Origin of the sequence: Hyphobacterium sp., assembly GCF_965217055.1 — a bacterium.
Taxonomy (GTDB): domain Bacteria; phylum Pseudomonadota; class Alphaproteobacteria; order Caulobacterales; family Maricaulaceae; genus Hyphobacterium.
Map to the genome: position 1 here is coordinate 514,413 of NZ_OZ244227.1, position 13,519 is coordinate 527,931.

Sequence of the window (13,519 nt, forward strand, 5' to 3'; positions counted from 1 at the left end):
AGGTAACCGACATGAATATCGATGCCATCTCCATCGGCGAGAATCCGCCCGACGATTTCAACATGATCGTGGAAGTCCCGCTGGGCGGCGATCCGGTGAAATACGAGATGGACAAGGCGTCGGGCGCGGTTTTCGTCGACCGCTTCCTGCATACGCCGATGCGTTATCCGTGCAATTACGGTTTCATCCCGCACACCCTGTCCGACGATGGCGATCCGATCGACGTCTTGTGCCTCGGCTCGACCACGCTGATGCCGGGCAGTGTCGTGCGTTCGCGCCCGATCGGCGTTCTGCTGATGGAAGACGAGAGCGGGCTGGACGAGAAAATCCTGGCCGCACCGCATCCCAAGCTGACGCCGTATTATGACGAGGTGACGGACTATTCCGACATCCTTCCGGCACAGCTCGCGCGGATCACCCATTTCTTCGAGCACTACAAGGACCTCGAGCCCAATAAATGGGTGGAGGTGAAGGGCTGGGAAGGCGCCGATACGGCCCGCAATCTGATCGCCAAGGCGATCGACGCGGCGAAGGCCAGCTAGGCCCTCCCCCTTGATGCAATAATGTCGTATCCCTCCCCGAGCTTCATTCAGCGGGAGGACGCGTATTGCCAAAAGCCGATTACATCTGGATGGACGGCGAAATGCGCCGCTGGGAGGATTGCACGGTCCATGTGATGAGCCATGCGCTGCATTATGGCTCGTCGGTATTTGAAGGAATTCGCGCCTATGAGACGCCGGACGGTCCGGCGATCTTCCGGCTGGAAGACCACATCGAGCGGCTCTATCGCTCAGCGCGCATGTACCGGATCGAAATCCCGTATGACGTCGACACCGTTTGCCGGGCCTGCGTGGCTGCCGTGCGTGAGAACAAGCTGACGGCCGGTTACATTCGCCCGCTGGCGTTTCGCGGCGCCGGCTCGGTCGGCGTCACGGCACGCGACATGCCGATCCATCTGATCATTGCGGCGTTTCCGTGGGGGACATATCTGGGCCCGGAAGCGCTGGAGAAAGGCGTCGATGTCGCAGTCTCCAGCTGGAACCGCCTGGCCCCGAACACGGTGCCCCCCGGCATGAAGGCCGGCGGCAATTACCTGTCGTCGATGCTGATCGGGTATGAAGCCAAGGATCGCGGCGTCGCCGAAGGCATCGGCCTCGGTCATGACGGCCTACTCTCGGAAGGCTCCGGCGAAAATCTGTTCCTTGTCGAGGATGGCGTCATCCGCACACCGCCCGGTGCGGCCTCGATCCTGAAAGGTATAACCCGCGATACGGCCATCAAGCTGCTCGCCGATATGGGCCATGTCGTGATCGAGCAACCGCTGCCGCGCGAAGCGCTCTACACGGCCGATGAAGTGTTCTTTACCGGCACGGCGGCCGAGATCACGCCGATCAAGCGGGTCGACCACATCGATGTCGGGACCGGCGATTATCCGGTCACACGCGCCGTGCAGGATGCCTTCTTCGGTCTGTTCACCGGCAAGACAGCTGACACACGCAACTGGCTGCACCGGATATAGGGAGCGAAACATGACAGTTGACGACTATCTTTCCAAAGAAGGCCAGACCTTCACCTCGGACTGGTTCGAGATGACACAGGAGCGCGTGAACCAGTTCGCCGATCTCACGCAGGACCACAATTTCATCCATGTCGATGTCGAGCGCTCGAAGGCCGAAACGCCGTTCGGCGGCACGATCGCGCATGGCTATTTCACCCTGTCCATGCTGGCCCATCTGGGCGAGACCTGCCTGCCGGGCATGCCGCCGGATGCGATCCCGATGAATTACGGCTTCGAGAAGCTGCGGTTTTCCGCGCCGGTGCCGGTGGGCAAGCGTATCCGGGCGCACTTCAAGCTGGCGAAAATCGAGGAACGCAAGCCAGGCCAATGGCTGTCGCACTGGGATGTGACGGTCGAGGTGGAGGACCAGGAAGCGCCGGCGATCCGCGCCCATTGGCTGACCCTGTTTATTGTAGCAGGGTAACGCCACCCGCAGCGATACCGTGTTTCGCCAGTTTCAAAAAACCCAGCAATCTATATTGAGATGCCGGTCTTTGCCGGCGCGCGAACTCCCTATTGCGCCTGGCTGTGCCGCGTGGGGCGGATCGAATAAAACCAACCGCAGCGCGCGATTACTCTTGAAAAAAGATCTGTCAAATGATTATTATCAATTAACGTAACGGCGATTGGCGTGTTCCGATTGGGGAATGCGCGGCGGGGGAAGAGATCGTGCGTATTGTCTTGACGGCCATCACATTGGTCGCATGGTTTACAATTGTATCCGCGAGTCACGCCCAGACGCCAACAGCAGATGGAGCGGAGTTTCTCGTCAATACGACCACGACAAATGATCAGTCTGAGGTCAGCGTGGCCGACCTGTCAGATGGTGGTTTCGTCATTGTCTGGACTGACGATAGCGCAAGCGGTGGCGATACATCAGGATCGGCGATTCGTGGGCAACGTTACAACGCTAGCGGCGCAACAGTCGGAAGCGAGTTTCTGGTGAACTCCATTACAACCAGCGATCAACACGAGCCGGATGTTGCTGGCCTTGCGGGGGGCGGTTTTGTGGTCACTTGGCGTGATGACAGTTCCAGCGTCGATGATTCATCCGGAACGGCGGTTCGCGCCCAGCGATACACGGCGGGCGGCGTTGCGGACGGCGTAGAATTCAGGGTCAATGCGACAACCTCCGGCAACCAGTTCGAACCCAGCGTTGCGGCATTGTCGAACGGAGGCTTTGTCATTTCCTGGACCGACGCCAGTGCGACGGGCGGCGATGTGTCCGGACAGGCCATCCGCGCGCAGCGCTACACGTCGGCCGGGGCGACCGACGGGGCGGAGTTTCTCGTCAATACCATCACCACCGGCAGCCAGAACTCGTCCGCAGCTGCTGGCCTGACAAATGGCGGTTTCGTGATCACCTGGCGAGATTCCAGCAATAGTCCCGACGATACCAGCAGTGCCATCCGGGCGCAGCGTTTCACGTCGGCCGGCGCCAAGGACGGCACCGAATTTCTGGTCAACACGATCACGACGGGTGCACAGAATTTGCCCGCCATTGCGTCATTGACCGGCGGCGGTTTCGTCATCGCCTGGCAGGATTTCAGCGGCAGCGCGGACGACCCGTCCAGCGGCGCCATACGGGCCCAGCGATACAGCGCTGCCGGCGCGGCCTCCGGCACCGAGTTCCTTGTAAATACGTCAACGACCAGCAACCAAGCCCTGCCAGCGCTTTCCGCTTTGGCCGGTGGCGGATTTGTTGTCACATGGACACAGTTCAATGCTGGCGGCGATGGGTCCGGCTCATCGATCCTCGCCCAACGCTATTCCGAGGGCGGCGGGGCGGACGGGGTCGAACACCTCATCAACACGACGTCGAATCTCAATCAGAACCAGTCCGCCATTGCCGGGCTAACCGGTGGCGGCCTCGTCGTAGTTTGGCAGGATTACAGTGTCAGTGGCGGCGATCTTTCCGGCACTGCCATACGCGGTCAGCGATTGACCGTCCCGGCCCTCGACTTTGTGGCCATCGCTGACGGATCGGGCATAAGCCTCCTGACCAGCGATTTCCAGAACCAGACCGTGGCGAGCGAAGTTGGCGGCGTGCTCGATGGCGACCTCATCATCGAATTCGGCCTGTCCGACGCATTCATATCGATGGGCGCCGCCGGGGTCGTCGAAGCCGAGTTTACGCTGACCAATGCGACGTTTGACGGCCCGCTTTCTGCGGGCAGCTGGACAGCGGCGAGCGATCTCGATTGCGATTTCGGCTCGCCCATTTTTGGCGGCGGATTTGGCGGCAATGTGGTGCGCTTCGAGAACACCGGGCAATTGAACCAGTGCAGTGGCGGGGGCGCCAATGACGGCACGCTGACCCTGCCGATCGAGGTGACAAACAATGGCGACCCAGTGAGCGTCAATGTCAGCTTCACGCCGACGGCGGATGCGGGGGCCTATGCCGGTTCCAGCACGGATATTGACCTTCTCGCCTTTGCTGCGGCTTTCGATTTCTCGGTCACGCCGGCGCGGCCGGGGCCGGCGAGTTCGATGCCAATGGGGATGATCTCCTGGGGTCGGGTATCCTAGGATCGGTGGAGCTGGCCGCTTTCCCGGCCGGTATCGAATACGATATCGGCGCGGCGCTCGCCGATTCGAGCGATATTGCAATGTCTGCCGAACTGGTTCTCACCTTCCCAAGCGGCGCGGTTGGGATCGACGAATCCAATGTCGATTTTGGCGGCCTCATATGTGCCCAAGGCGCAGCGCCGGCCGACAATGTCTTCACCTGTGCGCTAACCGGTTTAGAACTCGACATTATGCCCGGCATCGGCCCCATTCCCATAACGGTCGATGATGACGGAAACGCCGCGACTTTCGTGACCGCACAGGTCCCAGATGCTGTATTCACCGTCACCGGCAATCCGAACAACACCGTGTCGGGTGCGTCCGGCGATCTGGCCGTGATCGAGTTGGATGACGGGCTGGATGTCACCGCCATTACCAATTCCAACTTCGCCTGGGTGCGCTTCGGATCGGGCGGCACGGAAAGCAATTTCCGCATCTCCCTGCCCTCCGAGGCGGAGGCCCAGGCCGTCACGCAGGTGCGGGTCACAATTATTGCCGGCAATGGCACGTCTGCCGGCACGGTGACACTCCTGCCGGGCGACGCCAGCTCCGGCTTCCGCGTGCAGGGGGCGACGATCACCTTCAACTCGGCGGCGCTCGGCAGCGCCTCCGGTGAAATCGGCAATGCCAACATCACTTCGGTCGCCCTGCAGCATGACGAAACAGTTCTGCTGGCCGGAACCGTGCCCGGGCTCACCATCCTGCGCCAACTCGTCAACCGCACGCCCGGCAACTTCGTTGCTACGCCGGGGCTCACGTCAGATTAGAAGCGGTACTTCAGCCCCCCGCCAAATCCTCGGCACGCTTTTCCAGCCGGACCAGCAGGTCGGTCAGCTGGTCGATTTCCGCTGGCGAGAACCCGTCGAGCAGATCGGCCTCATGCTTCAAGGCCACCGGCGCCACCTCGTCATAGACGCGGCGTCCGGCGTCAGTCAGCTGTAGCAGTGCCGAGCGGCGGTCGCTTTCATGTTTTTCACGGCTGACAAAGCCGCGTTCGATGAGCGCACCAACGGCGCGCGACACCGTGACCTTGTCCATCGCCGTGGCGGTCGCGAGATCCTGCGCGGTCAGCCGGTCGGCGCCGCCCAGGACCGCGATCACCCGCCACTGCCAGATCGACAGCGAAAAGCGGTCTTCATAAGAGCGCGCCACCCAGCGGCTGGCGCGATTGGACGCCACAGACAGGCGGTAAGGCAAATAGGCCTCGAGCCGGAGCGCAGCGTCCCTCGGCATGTTTCGGCCTAGGCCAGCACGCCGCGGCGCTGCTGGTCGAGCTCGATGGATTCGAAGAGCGCCTTGAAATTGCCCTCGCCGAAGCCCTCATTGCCCTTGCGCTGGATGATCTCGAAGAAGACCGGGCCGATGACCGTCTGGGTGAAGATCTGCAACAGCAGGCCCTGCTCGTTCTCGACATCGCCGTCGAGGAGAATGCGGCGCTTCTCCAGCTCCTTGACCGGTTCGCCATGGTCAGGGACGCGCGCATCGATCAGCTCGTAATACGTGTCCGGCGTGTCCTGGAAGATGACGCCATTCTCGCGCAGCTTGTCGACGGTCTCGTAGATGTTCTGCGTCGTCAGGGCGATGTGCTGAATGCCTTCGCCGTTGTAATCACGGAGGAATTCCGCGATCTGGGACTTGTCGTCCTGGCTCTCGTTCAAGGGGATGCGCAACTTGCCGCAAGGGCCGGTCATCGCCTTGGAGAAGAGACCGGTCTGTTTGCCCTTGATGTCGAAATAGCGGATTTCGCGGAAGTTGAAGACCTTCTCGTAGAAATCGGCCCAAACCTTCATCTGGCCCTGTTCCACATTGTGCGTCAGGTGGTCGAGAAACTCGAGGCCGACACCGCCCGTGTCTTCTTCGCCGGTCGGCTCGAAATCGCCGTAGATGTCGCCATTGTCGCCATACTGGTCGACGAGATAGAGAACAGAGCCGCCAATGCCCTTGATGGCCGGCACCTGGCCGGTGTCGGTCCAGACACCGTCGCCGAAGGGTTCGGCTCCGCGCTCGAGCGCCATTTCATAGGCCTTCTTCGCATCCTTGACGCGGAACGCCATGGCGTTGGCCGACTGACCATGCGCCTTGGCGAACTCGGCGGCCTGGCCGGTCTTTTCGCGGTTCAGCAGGAAGGTGATATCGCCCTGCTTGAAGCGGGTGATGTCCCTGGACTTGTGCTTGGCAACAGCGGCGAAGCCGAGCTTGCGGAAAAGCTGTTCGAGCGCGTCCGCATCCGGTCCGGTGTATTCGACAAACTCGAAACCGTCGGTTCCCAACGGATTTTCAAACAGATCGGCCATCGCCTTGCTCCTTCAATTTCAACGGACAGCGAGGGGGCAAATTGCCCGCACCTCGAAACTCGCCTCCTCATGACCGAATTTAGTTACATTTGCAACTAAATTGTCGGCTCGACGGAGCAATCAAGGGGCGCTAAGCCGCCGCCCATGGGTTATCTGTTTGAACCTCCGGCGCATGTCCGGGTGCCGGTCCGCGACGAAGGCGACTTCCCCGTCGGCCGTATAATCTGCGTCGGCCGCAATTATGCAGAGCACATTCGGGAGATGGGCGGGGAGGATACCGGCGAAGAGCCCGTCCTGTTCATGAAGCCGGCCCGCGCGGTTGCGCTCGGACCTGATGTGCCCTACCCGCCGGCCACCACGGATCTGCATCACGAGGTCGAGCTGGTCGCTGCGATCGGCCCGGGCGGCGTGATCGCTTCCGGTGTCGGCATCGATCTGACGCGGCGCGATCTGCAGGCCGGTGCCAAGCAGCGCGGCGGACCATGGGAAATCGGCAAGGCGTTCGACAACGGAGCCGTGCTGGGCACGCTGAAACCGGGACCGCCGCCGTCTGAGGGCGGCATTCGGCTATCCGTGAACGGCGCGGTCCGGCAGGACGGAAGGCTGGAACAGATGATCCGCACGCTGCCGGAATTGCTGGCCCTGATCGGAAAGTATTTCCCGCTCGCCGCCGGCGATCTTGTTTATACCGGCACGCCTTCGGGCGTCGGGCCGCTGCTGCCGGGCGACACCATCGAGGCGTCGATAGACGGACTGCCGCCGCTTTCCTTCCGGATGATAGATCGAAAGGCCTGAACCATGACCTTGCTGCACGGATACTGGCGATCCAGCGCCGCCTACAGGCTGCGGATTGCGCTCAATCTCAAGGGTATCGAGTTCGACCAGTCGTCCGTCAATCTGAAGGATGGCCACCAGCGCGAAGAAGCACACAAGGCGCTGCATCCGCAGGGCTTCGTGCCGGTTCTCAACATTGACGGCGAACAGCTCATCCAGTCGCCGGCCATCCTTGAATATCTCGAAGAGATTCGGCCGGAACCGCCATTGCTTCCGGGTTCTGCCGCCGAGCGCTCACGCCTGCGCGCCTATGCGGCGGTGATCGGTTGCGACATTCATCCGGTGCAGAATCTGCGGATCTTGCAATATCTCCGGAAAGAACTTGGCCAGGACGCCGACGGTGTCACGGCATGGTGCCAACGCTGGATTTCAGACGGGCTTGCCGCGCTCGAAAAGATGGCAGAGGCCGACAACCGGTCCGGCCCCTATCTCTGGGGCGACACGCCGACAATGGCGGACGTTTATCTGGTGCCGCAATTGTACAATGCGCGCCGGTTCGGCGTGGACATGGGGGCCTTCCCCCGGCTCGCGGCAGCGGACGAAGCCGCGCGGGCGCATCCGGCCTTCGAGGACGCCCGGCCGGAGAACCAGCCGGACGCGCCCGAAGACGGTCACTAGGCCATCAGGCCGGCGTTGGCGGAAGCGGCTCGGAAGTCGCGTTTTTCCGCATCGGCTGTAACCGCCAGTAAGACAGAGAGCGCCAGACCCATTCCAACGGACCGAAGCGGAAGAAGTGCAGCCAGATCGGCGAGATGATCAGCTGCGCGATCCAGACGATGAATACCAGCTGGGCCTGCTCCACGCGTTCCATCGTGCCGAACCATCCCAGTCCCGGCGGTCCGACGAACAGGAAGGTCATGATCAGCGTCTGGCTGAGGTAATTGGTGAAAGCCATCCGCCCCGCTGCCGTGAACGGGTAGAGAATCCATCTGAACAGGCCGATCTTGCAGAGCAGCATGATCACGGCCGCATAACCGAAGGCGACGATCGGGCTAAGGAAGTAGTTTGCGGTTTCGCCAAGCCAGAGCTCGTCCACGGCAAATCCGGTTTCAACATGGTGTTCAGTGGCCATCCAGGTCGCCGGCAATCCGACGCCCAGCGCAATCACGCCTGCTATCAAATATTTTCCCGCAGACCATTTCAGCGTCAGAAAACCGGATTTGTAGAGGGCCATGCCAACCAGCATCGCGCCGGCGAGACGCGGAGCGAAAAAGGTCACCTGACCGATTTCATTCTGCATCGTCAGAGCCATATTCGCCGGTAAGCGGGCGAGAAAGCCTTCATGATAGAGCGCCACGGATTCCGCCACCATTTCAGGCGTCGGCGTGAAGGCCAGCTGGATCTGGTCTTCCGGCATGTAAGGGATGAAAACGAAGATCATGGCCATGAGCGCGCCACCCAGCACGATCAGGATGGAGCCGAAAATCATCAGCCCGGTCACGCTCATGCGCCGGGCAAACACGACCAGCATGCCCATGACGGCATAAGGGACAAGGATGTCGCCTGACCAGAAAATCCAGCCATGCACGAGGCCGATCACGAGGAGCCAGATCATGCGCCTGTAATGCAGGCCTAGGTTTGCGTTCTTCTCCTCGCCAAGCATCAGCACAATGCCTGCGCCGAACAGGGCGGAGAAGGTCGTCATGGCCTTCATGGCAAAAAAGACGTGGCTGTAGAACCAGACGTCAAGATTGGCGCCGGTGATGTCCATGTGCGCCGGTGGCCAGACATAGGCTGGAAACACCATGGCGAAAGCCTGGACATTCATCATCAATATGCCGAGCACGGCGAAGCCGCGGAGCGTGTCGATCGATGTGAACCGCTCTGCCTTGGGCGCTATTGTGGTCATCATTATCTCCCCTTGGATGCGCTACACTCTTACGAAGAATTCACGCGGCCCAACGGGATTGTGGGTTGAATGATCCCCCTCGATCAAGGCATAGACTTCAACTATCGAAGCGATAGATATTTTTTTCGGCGCGAGGGGCCGATGATTCAGTTTTTGCTTTTCGTATTTGACCTGCTCGCGGGATTCGCGATGATTTCGCTCGGACTGGCCTACACAAGGGATGCCAGCGACTGCGCCATCGACGTGCAGGTTGTTTCGGTCGAGTACTTCATTGTCGAGGAATCCGGCGAAACAGCCGCATCGGATTGCGCCTCGATTTTTGAATTCGTACCCGAGCCTGCCGAAGTTTTCCGCATCTAAGAGCGGCCCTACCGAATCGCACGCTTCGAATGACCGGTGTTTTGAGCTAAGACACTTGTCCCGCGATACATCGCGGGCTGATATAATCAGCGACAGGCAAGGACCGGGCGACATATGGCCGAAAGCGAAACACGTGACCGCGAGACTTCAAGTGAAGCCTTGCTGGCAGTTTTCTCGGATTCCGACAATGACCGGCCGCTTGACGCGCGGCGCCCGGTAAAGGCGGCGCCCGACCTGCCGCCGCCCCGCAGTCATGGCTGGTACGTGTTCTTCGGATTCACCGCGGCGCTGATCTGGACCGCCGGCACGGTGGCCTATCTGATGGCCTATGCGGGCGTGGACGTTATGGACCCGCTGGCGAGCCACACGCCGGCGCAGCTTGCCGGCCTGGCGATATTCGCGCTGGGCCCGGCCATTCTCTTCATCATGGCGGCATTGATCATCCGCGAATTGCGGCAGACGGTCGACCGCACGCGCGGTGTACAGGTCGCCCTGGCGCGGCTGGCCGCACCTGCGGAAGCGGCCGAAGCCGAAGTGCGCAGCCTTTCCGGCGCGATATCAGGCGAGATCGACCGCATCAATTCCTCGCTGGAAAGCGCGCTGGCGCGGCTGGCCGCCATGGAGGAAGTGATCCGCCACCATGCCGATACGCTCGAGCAGTCGGCGGGGGATGCGCGGCAGCGTGCGGAAGATCTCCTGCAATCCCTGCGCGGCGAACGCGAGCGCCTGCAGGAAGTCTCGGATTCCATGGACGACAAGGCGGCCCTCATCGCGACAGCGATTTCTGAACAATCGCGGATGATTGCAGCCGCGGCGGAACTGGCCGGAGAAACCGCGAATGATGCCGAGCGGCGCGTTCGCGACAGCGCCGATGCGCTGACCGGTGCCGGACAGTTGATTTCCGACAGCGCCCAATCGGCAGCCGGAAAAGTCGAGGCCCGCGTCGCCGAACTGCGCGAACTGTCGACCCAGCTGGATACCCGGACCGAGCAACTCGAAGACGCTTACCAGCGGCATCAGGTGCGACTGGGCGAGGCCGGCGAATCGCTTCGCGAGGAACAGGAAAAAATTGCGGCGGCGCTGGATTTCCATCGCGCCGAGCTTGAGATCATGTCGAAAACGGCGCGCGAAGGCGCCGATGTGCTGAACGATGCCGCCAAGCAAGGCGCCGGCACTTTCAGCGAAACGGTCGAAGCGGCGCTGCAGCGGGCTCGGCAGATGGCGGCAGATGTCCGGGCGGAAGCCGACAGGGCCAGCGAGGCGCATCGCAAGGCGCTGGATGATCTGACACTCGCCTCGGAAAATGCGCGCAAAGCGTCGCAGGCAGCGGGTGAAGCGCTGGAAGAACAAAGCCGTCTGGTCGCCGCCCGGATCGAGGACATCAACGAGAAGTCCTTCGATGCCGCGCGCAAGGCTGACGAATCCTTTGCGGCACGCCTGAAGGACGCCGAGAAGCTGACGTCGCGCGCCGCGCTCGCTGCTGACGAAGCCGCGGAATCGGTGAAGCGCAGGCTGGAAACCGTCCTGATCACGGCGCGCGAGGAATCGGGTGCGATTGAGCGCGAGATCGAGAAGCTGACGGACAAGCTGGCTGAACTGCCTGCCTCCGCCCAGATGCGGGCAAAGGAAGCCTCGGACGCCTTGCGCAACGGACTGGAAGGTCTCAATGCCGCCGCTTTGGCCGCTGCCGAGGAAGCGCAGGAGATCGATGCCGCCTTCCAGGCCCGAATTCGCCAGAATTACGAGCTGCTAAGCGACTTCATGCTGAAAATGGGGTCCGTTGCCGGCGGCCGGCGTGCGCTGGATCTGCCGGGCAATGAGCTCCCCAATCCGCTGTCCGGGAAGAAGAAGCCGGAAGCCGGCGAAGACGCGCCCGATCAATCCGGCGACGCCGCCAAGCGGGACACGATCGCGTTTCCGGAACGCGGCCGGTCGGCCGAGCCGGGCTGGCGCTGGAAGGATTTGCTTTCGAGCATGCCCGACGGTGAAGAGCCTGCGCGAAAGCGCGACGAAGACGAGCGCGACTAGACCCGGGCGTTTGCCGATCACATCGCCATTGCCTTAACCTATGCCCTCGCGCACGATATGGCATGGCCAAATATCGTGATCATGACGCCTATATCGCCGACGCGGCCGAACCGCTGCGTCCGTTGCTCGTCCAGTTGCGCGCGGCCCTGGCCAGCGCCCTGCCCGATGCCGAGGAAGTCATCGCCTATGACATGCCGGGTTTCGGTTTCGGAAAATCGATAATTGCGGGATACGCCGCTTTTTCCAAACAGTGCGGTCTCTACGTTTCGCCCGGGGCGATCGTGGCGAATGCGGATGCCATCGCTGCGGCCGGGCTGAAAGCCACCAAGACCGGCGTCACCTTCTCGCCCAGGAAGCCGATGCCGGACGCACTGGCGGCCGACCTGGCACGGGCCTCACGCCAGGAGCTCGATCTCTAGGAAATCCGCGATCCGGCCTAGTGGACGTGGACGGGGTCGTGGTGCTCGGCGACCTGCTCGGCGGTCCATTGCGCGACCGATGCCATGGCTTCCTGCGAAGCTGCATCGAAAGCGGCCACGATTTCACCGATCGTATTGCCGCTGGATAGGGATTGCGCTCCGATGGCATCGACCGCGACAAGGCGCCGGTCGGTTGATCGTATCAGCCGCGCGCGCAAGCGAACGATGACCGTCGGTGGCGAGTCCGGTCCAGCAAGATAGTTTGCCTCAAACGACCGGATCTCGGTCGCCAGCTCGAATTCCGAACGGACACCGTCTTCCGGGCGTGCCGCAATCAGTGACGGCTCGAATGCATCCATCGATTCAACGATCAGGTCCTGGACGAGACGCGGCACCGGCGTGATCCATTCCGCGCCGTCGATAAAGACCAGCTGCCCGCGCTGTTGCGACATGGCGATCATGTTGTTCGACAGGGCGCGCGGCGTCAGTGGACGTTGCACGCCGACGATCACGGCTTCGACGCGCACCACGCCGGACGGTTCAGGCGTCGACAGACGATAGACGGTGGCCGGCGCATTCTCGGGCAGCAGGCTGATGCAGCCACTCAACAAAAGCGCCGCGCCCATCAGGCCGGCGGTCAGGGTCTTGCGGATCATTGGGGCACCTCCACAGTGCGTCGCGGCTCACCCGAAATGAAGCCGGTCGGATTGTCCTCTATGTCCATCGCTATGCGGTCCAGCGTCGCGATCAGCCGGCGCAGGTCTTCCAGCGTCCGGGTGAACTCGTCGGCGCCTTCCGTCGACAGGCGTTCGATGGCGGGCTGCAAGGTGGCCATCAGCGCCTGCGCATCGCGCCCGGCGATATCGATCTGCTCCGCAGCGAGCGAGACATCAATGGATGCCCGCTGCAATTCGTTGGTCGCGAGGGCTGATGCGTCGCGGCCGAAAACTTCCAGCGAGCGTGCCGCCGCACCAACATCCACTGCGGTTGTTTCGAGCTGGCGAACCGCGGCGCGAATTTCCTCGACCAATGCATCCTCGCCCGCCAGCCGTTCGGAGATTTGCTCCACATTGCTGATCGTCTCGGAAATGTTGGTCAGGTTCTCATCACTGAGCAACGCGCTGATCTGGATAAGCGCAGTCTGCACCGCTTCCAGTGCGTCTTCACCGCTCGCAAACAGGGATTCGATCTGCGCCTGCTCGGCATAGATGCGGGGCGGATCGCCGCGGCTGGTCGACAACAATCGCTGCGCCTCCGCCGTGCCGCCGGATATCTGGATGTAGGACAACCCTGTCAGCCCCTGCGGTTCCAGCTGGGCGCTGGAATCGACCCGCACCGGCGTCTCGGATTGCAGGCGTATCCTGGCAATGACGCGGTTGGGATTCTGCGGGTCCAGCGAGATTTGCGACACTTCGCCGACCTGGATGCCGTTAAATCGGACCTCTCCGGCTTCCCGCAGTCCGCGGACCGGGCCGTCGAACACGACGTCGTAATAGGAATAGTCCTGCTGGAAGGTCTGCTGACCAAGCCACAGCACGAAAAATCCGCCCGCAAGAACGAGGAAAACGACGAAGAAGCCTACGAGGGCATGATGGGCTTTGGTTTCCAT

General features: G+C 61.8%; 15 protein-coding genes. 10 read left to right on the forward strand and 5 right to left on the reverse strand.

Features of this window, described 5'->3' with window-relative positions:
- The first annotated feature begins 11 nt into the window (after nt 1-11).
- The 5 genes from ppa to ACOOFN_RS02580 all read left to right on the forward strand — a co-directional run bounded on the left by ppa (nt 12) and on the right by ACOOFN_RS02580 (nt 4,893).
- A complete protein-coding gene (gene ppa, locus ACOOFN_RS02560) occupies nt 12-542 on the forward strand; it encodes an inorganic diphosphatase (RefSeq protein ID WP_420434985.1) in 531 nt (176 codons plus the stop codon).
- 65 nt (nt 543-607) lie between these two features.
- Nucleotides 608-1,519: a branched-chain amino acid transaminase gene (locus ACOOFN_RS02565; protein WP_420433373.1), complete on the forward strand. Its 912-nt coding sequence runs from the start codon at nt 608-610 to the stop codon at nt 1,517-1,519.
- Nucleotides 1,520-1,529: 10 nt separating this feature from the next.
- Nucleotides 1,530-1,982: a MaoC family dehydratase gene (locus ACOOFN_RS02570; RefSeq protein WP_420433375.1), complete on the forward strand. Its 453-nt coding sequence runs from the start codon at nt 1,530-1,532 to the stop codon at nt 1,980-1,982.
- 245 nt (nt 1,983-2,227) lie between these two features.
- Nucleotides 2,228-4,087 (forward strand): hypothetical protein, encoded by a 1,860-nt coding sequence (locus tag ACOOFN_RS02575; RefSeq protein ID WP_420433377.1) that lies wholly within the window; start codon nt 2,228-2,230, stop codon nt 4,085-4,087.
- A 5-nt stretch (nt 4,088-4,092) separates the two neighbouring features.
- Nucleotides 4,093-4,893, forward strand: coding sequence for a hypothetical protein (locus ACOOFN_RS02580; protein ID WP_420433379.1), 801 nt, complete (start codon nt 4,093-4,095; stop codon nt 4,891-4,893).
- 10 nt (nt 4,894-4,903) lie between these two features.
- On the opposite strand, the gene ACOOFN_RS02585 is transcribed toward ACOOFN_RS02580, so the two are convergent.
- Nucleotides 4,904-5,359, reverse strand: coding sequence for a MarR family winged helix-turn-helix transcriptional regulator (locus tag ACOOFN_RS02585; protein ID WP_420433381.1), 456 nt, complete (start codon nt 5,357-5,359; stop codon nt 4,904-4,906).
- A gap of 8 nt (nt 5,360-5,367) precedes the next feature.
- Nucleotides 5,368-6,420 carry a 4-hydroxyphenylpyruvate dioxygenase gene (gene hppD, locus ACOOFN_RS02590; protein WP_420433383.1) on the reverse strand — a complete coding sequence of 351 codons (1,053 nt, stop codon included), beginning with the start codon at nt 6,418-6,420 and terminating at the stop codon, nt 5,368-5,370.
- 144 nt (nt 6,421-6,564) lie between these two features.
- On the opposite strand from hppD, the gene ACOOFN_RS02595 reads away from it, so the two are divergent.
- The gene (locus ACOOFN_RS02595) at nt 6,565-7,215 is read left to right on the forward strand and encodes a fumarylacetoacetate hydrolase family protein (protein WP_420433385.1); all 651 of its coding nucleotides are present in this window, start codon (nt 6,565-6,567) and stop codon (nt 7,213-7,215) included.
- A gap of 3 nt (nt 7,216-7,218) precedes the next feature.
- Nucleotides 7,219-7,872, forward strand: coding sequence for a maleylacetoacetate isomerase (maiA, locus tag ACOOFN_RS02600; RefSeq protein WP_420433387.1), 654 nt, complete (start codon nt 7,219-7,221; stop codon nt 7,870-7,872).
- A 4-nt stretch (nt 7,873-7,876) separates the two neighbouring features.
- Here maiA and ACOOFN_RS02605 read toward each other — a convergent pair whose 3' ends face one another.
- Complete coding sequence (locus ACOOFN_RS02605) at nt 7,877-9,106, reverse strand: DUF418 domain-containing protein (protein ID WP_420433389.1); 1,230 nt, start codon at nt 9,104-9,106, stop codon at nt 7,877-7,879.
- Between the two features lie 138 nt (nt 9,107-9,244).
- Between ACOOFN_RS02605 and ACOOFN_RS02610 the strand changes: the two genes are divergently transcribed.
- The 3 genes from ACOOFN_RS02610 (at nt 9,245) to ACOOFN_RS02620 (ending at nt 11,910) form a co-directional block, all read left to right on the forward strand.
- Nucleotides 9,245-9,463, forward strand: a complete 219-nt coding sequence (locus ACOOFN_RS02610) for a hypothetical protein (RefSeq protein ID WP_420433391.1) — start codon at nt 9,245-9,247, stop codon at nt 9,461-9,463.
- 114 nt (nt 9,464-9,577) lie between these two features.
- Nucleotides 9,578-11,491, forward strand: coding sequence for a hypothetical protein (locus tag ACOOFN_RS02615; RefSeq protein WP_420433393.1), 1,914 nt, complete (start codon nt 9,578-9,580; stop codon nt 11,489-11,491).
- Between the two features lie 62 nt (nt 11,492-11,553).
- Entirely contained in the window at nt 11,554-11,910 is a 357-nt protein-coding gene (locus tag ACOOFN_RS02620) for an iron chaperone (protein ID WP_420433395.1), read from the forward strand.
- Between the two features lie 17 nt (nt 11,911-11,927).
- Here ACOOFN_RS02620 and ACOOFN_RS02625 read toward each other — a convergent pair whose 3' ends face one another.
- Nucleotides 11,928-12,566 carry an ABC-type transport auxiliary lipoprotein family protein gene (locus ACOOFN_RS02625; protein ID WP_420433397.1) on the reverse strand — a complete coding sequence of 213 codons (639 nt, stop codon included), beginning with the start codon at nt 12,564-12,566 and terminating at the stop codon, nt 11,928-11,930.
- A complete protein-coding gene (locus tag ACOOFN_RS02630) occupies nt 12,563-13,519 on the reverse strand; it encodes an MlaD family protein (protein ID WP_420433399.1) in 957 nt (318 codons plus the stop codon). The genes ACOOFN_RS02625 and ACOOFN_RS02630 overlap by 4 nt, the downstream gene beginning before the upstream one ends.

Bases quoted from the DNA above. Each gene is read 5' to 3' on its own strand.
- ACOOFN_RS02595 (WP_420433385.1), top strand. From the start codon at position 6,565: ATGGGTTATCTGTTTGAACCTCCGGCGCATGTCCGGGTGCCGGTCCGC.
- ACOOFN_RS02615 (WP_420433393.1), top strand. From the start codon at position 9,578: ATGGCCGAAAGCGAAACACGTGACCGCGAGACTTCAAGTGAAGCCTTG.
- ppa (WP_420434985.1), top strand. From the start codon at position 12: ATGAATATCGATGCCATCTCCATCGGCGAGAATCCGCCCGACGATTTC.
- ACOOFN_RS02585 (WP_420433381.1), bottom strand. From the start codon at position 5,359: ATGCCGAGGGACGCTGCGCTCCGGCTCGAGGCCTATTTGCCTTACCGC.
- ACOOFN_RS02630 (WP_420433399.1), bottom strand. From the start codon at position 13,519: ATGGAAACCAAAGCCCATCATGCCCTCGTAGGCTTCTTCGTCGTTTTC.
- ACOOFN_RS02570 (WP_420433375.1), top strand. From the start codon at position 1,530: ATGACAGTTGACGACTATCTTTCCAAAGAAGGCCAGACCTTCACCTCG.
- ACOOFN_RS02610 (WP_420433391.1), top strand. From the start codon at position 9,245: ATGATTCAGTTTTTGCTTTTCGTATTTGACCTGCTCGCGGGATTCGCG.
- ACOOFN_RS02620 (WP_420433395.1), top strand. From the start codon at position 11,554: ATGGCCAAATATCGTGATCATGACGCCTATATCGCCGACGCGGCCGAA.
- hppD (WP_420433383.1), bottom strand. From the start codon at position 6,420: ATGGCCGATCTGTTTGAAAATCCGTTGGGAACCGACGGTTTCGAGTTT.
- maiA (WP_420433387.1), top strand. From the start codon at position 7,219: ATGACCTTGCTGCACGGATACTGGCGATCCAGCGCCGCCTACAGGCTG.
- ACOOFN_RS02625 (WP_420433397.1), bottom strand. From the start codon at position 12,566: ATGATCCGCAAGACCCTGACCGCCGGCCTGATGGGCGCGGCGCTTTTG.
- ACOOFN_RS02605 (WP_420433389.1), bottom strand. From the start codon at position 9,106: ATGATGACCACAATAGCGCCCAAGGCAGAGCGGTTCACATCGATCGAC.